4 protein-coding genes are annotated in these 6,182 nt (G+C 65.3%); 2 read left to right on the top strand and 2 right to left on the bottom strand.

Annotated elements, in window-relative coordinates:
• On the bottom strand, positions 1-857 hold an 857-nt coding region (locus RMO40_RS05245; protein WP_309717301.1), incomplete at its 3' end, for an AMP-binding protein.
• Positions 858-1,239: 382 nt separating this feature from the next.
• Positions 1,240-3,861, bottom strand: coding sequence for an HAD-IC family P-type ATPase (locus RMO40_RS05240; protein WP_309717298.1), 2,622 nt, complete (start codon positions 3,859-3,861; stop codon positions 1,240-1,242).
• Positions 3,862-4,292: 431 nt separating this feature from the next.
• Here RMO40_RS05240 and RMO40_RS05235 point away from each other — a divergent pair, with 431 nt between their 5' ends.
• Together RMO40_RS05235 and RMO40_RS05230 are read left to right on the top strand one after the other, a co-directional pair.
• The gene (locus tag RMO40_RS05235; RefSeq protein ID WP_309717295.1) at positions 4,293-5,222 is read left to right on the top strand and encodes a 2-dehydropantoate 2-reductase N-terminal domain-containing protein; all 930 of its coding nucleotides are present in this window, start codon (positions 4,293-4,295) and stop codon (positions 5,220-5,222) included.
• A gap of 341 nt (positions 5,223-5,563) precedes the next feature.
• Positions 5,564-6,182 (top strand): DUF6055 domain-containing protein (locus RMO40_RS05230; protein WP_309717292.1); only part of this gene is annotated, 619 nt, incomplete at its 3' end.

Here is a 6,182-nt window from a genome sequence, read left to right as displayed (position 1 = left end):
GTCACGACGCTGCGCAAGGCTTCGACCTGGGCCCGCAACAGGTGGGCCAGCGGCTTGGCGCGGTCGACGGTCACCAGCACGCGCGCCTGCGAATTGAGCAGGATGCCAGCAATGCGATTCAGGTGGTCCTCGAGCTGCGAGGGCCGCGCCGGTGGGTACAGCGGAACCGGCACGCCGCCCGCGACCAGCGCGCCGAAGAACGCCGCAAAGAATTCGCGCCCGGTCGGCAGCATGATGGCCACCTTGTCGCCCTTGCCGATGCCCAGCGCATGCAATCCGGTGGCCAGCGCAACCGCATCGCGGTGCAGGTCGGCGTAAGTCAGGTCAAAGGATGTGTCGGCGTCCTCGTAGAGCGTGATCAGCACGCGCTCGGGGTGGCGATGCAGGTGCCACTCGAAAACGTCCACCAGCGTCTGGAGGGAGTCCGGCGGGTACGGCGCCTCGGATGCCGGGGGCGCAGTCGTGTCCGTGCCCGTGACCGTGTCCGTGCCCGTGTGCGCATCCGCCGACGCGCCAGGGTCGATATCGCGCCGCTTGAGCGGAACTGCGGGCGTGTCAACCCGGCTCTGCGTTCGTGTGATGAATCGCAGCAGGTCGCGCGGTGTCTCGGCTTCGGTGAGCGCGGCTGCGCTCAGCGACAAGCCCAGATCGTGGTCGATTCGGGAGATCAGTTCAACGCGGGCCAGGCTGTCCAAACCGTAGTCGCGCTCGAGCGAGTGATCCAACCCGAGTGAGGTGGCCACCTTTGCCTGCGGCCGCAACTCGTCGGCCACGGCGCGCACGGCTGCCAGCAGGCGCAGCGCCAACGCTTCGATGTCCGGCGCCACTGTCCGAGGCGACAAATCGGCGAAACCCATCAAGACCCCCACTGCCCGTGCACCGACCATGGGCCGCATGCCCGTTCGGAGACAGCCTGGTGTTGACTCGCGGCTGCCATCCACGATTCAACTGCACTTGATCTTCGGCAGCCTTGTCATGCGTCAAGCAATCGACGGTTCACAGCCGCGCTTCAGCCGACTCGCACTCAAGCCCGCGCCGTCTGCCGGCGAGTTGACCGAGCGCAATGTCGGAGGGCCGCATGCCATTCCACCTACACCCGCTGCGCCCAAGAGCACACCCGGTGCGGTGAGAGCGGCCTTGTAATGCGTCGGCATCGGGATCTCCTTTGCCCGCTTCCCCGAGCAGTGGTCGATCGAAACAGAGGTTCGGGGGTCGACCCGTTCGCTTGCTTGATTCCTATCAAACGCCACTGCTGGCGCCGCCGGATCCCTGCCGCGCCTGTTTGACGCCCTCGAACCACAACACGCTGAGCAAGCCGAGTGCGAACGCCGTAGCGAGCTTGTCGGCGGGCAGCGGCGCAAAGCGCAGCACGCTCGCGGCCCATGGCAGGTAGAGCGCACTGAGCAGCAGCACCAGGGCCAGCCCGACGACAAACCACAGAGTCCTGTTCCGCATGCGCAACGCTGTCCACAGCGATCGGGTGCCAGAGCGGTTGGAAAAGATCAGTGCCAGGTTGGCGACCACCAGCGTGGCGAAGGCAAAGGCACGGGCTTCGTTCTCAGGCAATCGGTCGTACGCCCAGGCATAGACACCCAGTACAACGGCGAACACGCCCAGGCCTTGCAGCAACGCCAACCACAGCGTGGCGCCGCCGAAGAGCGGCGCCGCGGCATCGCGCGGCGCGCGATGCATCACGTCGCTCTCTGACGGTTCGTTTTCGAAGGCAAGCGAGCACGCGGGGTCGATGATCAATTGGAGCAACGCGATGTGTGTCGGATACAGCAGTGCCGGCCAGCCCAGCAGGACGGGCAGCAACGCCATGCCTGCGATCGGAACATGCACCGCCAGGATGTACGTCATCGAATTGCGCAGGTTGTCAAAAATGCGCCGCCCCAGTCGTACCGCGTGCACGATGGCTGCGAAATCATCCTGCAGCAACACCAGCGACGCGGCCTCGCGAGCCACGTCGGTACCACGCCCGCCCATGGCGATGCCCACGTGGGCGGCGCGCAGCGCCGGGGCGTCGTTGACGCCGTCGCCGGTCATGGCCACGATGTCCCCGCGCGCCTTCAACGCCTGCACGATGCGCAGCTTCTGTTCGGGTGCGATGCGGGCGCAGACGCTGACGGTGGCCAGTCGCTCGCGCAAGGCCTCGTCGCTCAATGTGACCATCTCATCGCCGGACAGAAGCTCTGCGGCGCCCTCCGCCAGACCTGCCAGACCCGCTTGATGCGCGATCGCGCGCGCGGTGGCGGGGTAGTCTCCGGTGATCATCACCACGCGGATGCCGGCGGCCCGGCACTCGGCGATCGCGGCGGGGACCTGCTGGCGCAACGGGTCCGACAGGCCCAGCAAGCCGAGGAACTCGAAGTCGAAATCGTGTTCGACCGCAGGCCACTCTTTCCCTTCGAATCGACCTTCAGCCACGGCCAACACCCGCAGGCCGTCTGCCGCCAGCACATCGACCGCAGCAGCAATACGCGATTGGGTCGCTGGATCGAGGTGGCACAACTCAACCACTGCCTCCGGCGCACCCTTGGCCGCAACGACCTGCGTCCCGCCTTCCGGCGCAGCCCAGACATGCGACATCGCGCGCAGGGCCGGGCTGAGTGCATACGTCTGCACCAGTCGCCAGTCGCGGTGCAAGTGCTCCGTCTGGGCCAGGAACTGTTCTCCGAGCTGGTGGAACGCCTTCTCCATGGGATCGAACGGGTCGACCACACTGGCCAGGATGGAATACTCAACCAGTCTGTGGAAGGCCTCGGGCAGCTCAACGATGGGCAGCGTGGCGATCGCCAATCGGGCATCCAGCGTCACTCCACCGGCCACCAGGTGCGACACCGTCATGCGGTTCTCGGTCAGCGTGCCGGTCTTGTCGCTGCACAGCACGGTGGTTGCACCCAGCGTCTCGATGGCGTTGATGCGCCTCGTCAGCACGCCTTCGCGCAACAGGCGTCGCGCCCCGAGCGCAGGGAAGACGGTCAGAACCACCGGGTACTCCTCGGGGAGCATGGCCATCGCCAAAGCGATCCCTGCCAGCAGCGCTTGCAGCCAATCCCCATGAAGCAGGCCCTGCACCAGCACCAGCGTGAGGCTCAGTGTCAGGGCCAGCCACGCGAGGTTGCGCACCAGCTTCGCGGTCTGCTTCTGCAAGGGGGAGCGTTTGCCCACCATCGTGCCCAGGGCCGTGCCGATGCGGCCGATCTCGCTCAGCGGCCCGGTGGCGGTGACGCGCGCAAGGCCGTGGCCTTGCACGATCAACGTGCCGGCGTAGACCGTCGGCAGGTCCTCGCCGCCGGGCCGCATGGCAGGCGTCGCGCTTTGTACTCCGCGCAAGCTGTCTGGCTCGGTTGCTGCTGCCAGCTTGCTCACCGGTACGGCCTCGCCGGTGAGCAGCGATTCGTCCACGCGCAGCCCGTCGGCCGAGACCAACAGGGCATCGGCGGGCACGCGGTCGCCCTCGTTCAGCTGCAGCAGGTCGCCGCGCACCACATCGCGCCCGGCGATGCGCTGGGGCCGGCCGTCGCGGATGACCAGGGCGCGCGGGCTGGTCAGGTCGCGCAGGGCTTCGATCGCGCGTTCGGCCTTGCCTTCCTGATACAGCGTAAGACCGAGCGTGACCAGTACAAAGCCGAGCAGCGTCAGGCCTTCCTGCAGGTCGCCGAACACGAGGTACAACGCGCCGGCTGCCAGCAACAACAGGAACATCGGTTCGCGCACTGTGTCCAGGGCGATCGAGAGAAGCATTCGTCGATGGCCGCCGGGCAGGGCGTTGGGGCCCTCCAACGACAGTCGCCGCGAGGCCTCGGCCTGGCTCAGGCCTGCGTTCGCGAGCGGCGCTGCGGCGCCAGAGTCACTCATCGAGCCGCGCCGCGCAATGTCACGGCAACGCGAAGTGCTCGGTCCAGTGGCAGCGCACTTGCGCTCATGAAGCGGGCTCCCCGATGTGTAGGTCGACAAATGTGTTCCAAGGATCCGACTGCCGACTTGTCCAACATCAAAGACTGCCGTCCCGGTTCGTCCATAACCAGCGTGCAGCAACCGCTATGGGCTGGCCGACCTGTGCGCGCGACGGCAGCTTCGACCGCCATCCGACGATGCGGTCACGTGGCCCCGCCTTTTCGTCAAGCCGTGATCTGCATCAAGGGCTTCCTGGCGAAGACGCCTAGATTGAATGGCGATTTTCCATTTGCCTCGTCGATCGGCGTTATCGCAGTTCCCGCAGTTCCCGCAGTGCCCGCCTGAACGGATCCACAAGACTAGCCGGGCTAACGACCAAAATGAGAGCCTCCATGCGTCTATTGATCTTCGGTGCTGGTGTTCTGGGTACCTTCTACGCCGCGAAACTTCAGGCCGTTGGCCACGACGTGACGGTCCTCGCCCGAGGCCGGCGGGCCGTGCAGATCCGTGACCATGGCCTGATGGTCCAGGAGCGCGGACGGGGATGCCTGCGGGCTCGGGTCAGCGTCATCGAGGCGCTTGAGCCAGGCCAGTTCTACGACTACGTTCTGGTGCTCGTGCGCAATGACCAGGTCGAGTCGGTGTTGCCTTTGCTGGCAGCCAACAAGGCAGCACCCAGCCTCGTGTTCATGTTCAACAACCTGGCCGGGCCGCAACGACTGATCGACATGTTGGGGCGCGAACGCGTGGTGCTGGGCTTTCCTGGTGCGGCTGGCGAACGGGCCCCGGACGGAACCGTCTTGGCAACTGTCCTGCCGGCGCTGATCCAGAAGACCACACTCGGCGAACTCGACGGCCGCGCCACACCGCGGGTTCGGTTGCTCGCGGCTGCGTTGCAGCAGGCCGGCTTTCCCACCGCCATCTCGAGCAACATGGACGCCTGGTTGAAGACCCACGTCGCGCTCGTAAGCCCGATTGCGGATGCGTTCTACGCAGCGGGCGCTGACCTGAAGGTCCTGGCCAACAGCAGGCTCCAAGTGACCGCCATGCTGCTCGCGATCCGCAAGGCCCTCGCGGCCTTGCGTGCGCATGGACTGCCGGTCACCCCGGCAAGGCTGCGCGGCTTTGAACTGTTGCCCGCGTGGCTGCTCGTTGGTGCGTGCCAATGGGCCCTGCGCAGGTCCTATGCCGAACTGATCGTTGCGCGCCATGCGACGGTGGCGCGTGAGGAGATGGCGGTTCTGGCCGAGCAGCTTCATGCGTTTGTGGAGCGCAGTGCTGGCCTCGCTGCGCAAGCGTCGTCGCCCGGGCTTGGGCGATAGTGAGCGGCCCTCAGCCCAGCGATCGTCGGAGAACAAGCCAGAGTGTCATCGGGTCCACTGCTTGCTTGCCAATCGTCAGGCACCTGGCTGCGTTCGATGGCGTGATGGTGTCCAAGCCGGGAGAATCGACAACTTGATGTTCATGTGTCGACGCCCATTCGCATTGCTTTCATAGAGACGCAAAGCGTCTCTATGCGGCCAGGAAGATCTCAAAGTGACATTTCTCGGGTTGCACGTGTTGTTGTGAGTCGGGTGCAGTCAGAAGAACACTCGTTATCGTTGTTATACAAATCCGGGAAGAGAATGAACCGATGAGAATTTCGTGTGCGATCAGCACCTTGATGATGTCGTTGCTGCTGCTGACCGGCTGCGACGCATCGTCAGACGATACGAGATCCAGTCCCGTGGTGCCTGCTCCGGCGGTGGTTGACCAGGGCACCACCATGACCACATGGGCAGCACCTGGCGCCACTGTCAAGCCGCCAGTCACACCCGGTACCTGGAGGGCCGCCGGTCCACATCCCGATCAAGCCGGCTTCAGGCTGGTCAGAGAGTCGGCCCATTTCGCGTTCTATTCGGACGAAGCGGTATCCGACGCCGACCTGACACTGGCTGCGAACACCCTCGAGAACACCGTCTGGGAAAACCTGTTCAATTCGAACCTGCTGATGCCCGAACCGTTCTTCGACAAGACGGACAAGACCAAGCACGCGATCCACATCCATTCCGGCTGGGGTCTGACCGGTGGCGCCTGGGTCGACCCCCAGAACCTGCTGCACCTGGGCATGTGGATCGCACCCGGCGCTCTGAGGGACCATTGGGGCCTGACCCACGAGTTCACCCACGGCTGGCAGTCGTGGAGCGCCCACAACGGCGGCTTGGCCTGCAACCAGTCCAACACCTGCGGCTGGATTTTCGAGAGCCACGCCAACTTCACGCCGCATCAGTTGCCTGAGTACC

This window comes from Rhizobacter sp., from assembly GCF_031412075.1.
Taxonomy (GTDB): Bacteria; Pseudomonadota; Gammaproteobacteria; order Burkholderiales; family Burkholderiaceae_C; genus Rhizobacter.
Note: the sequence above shows the minus strand (reverse complement) of the source record. Positions and strands in the feature narration are given on the sequence as shown.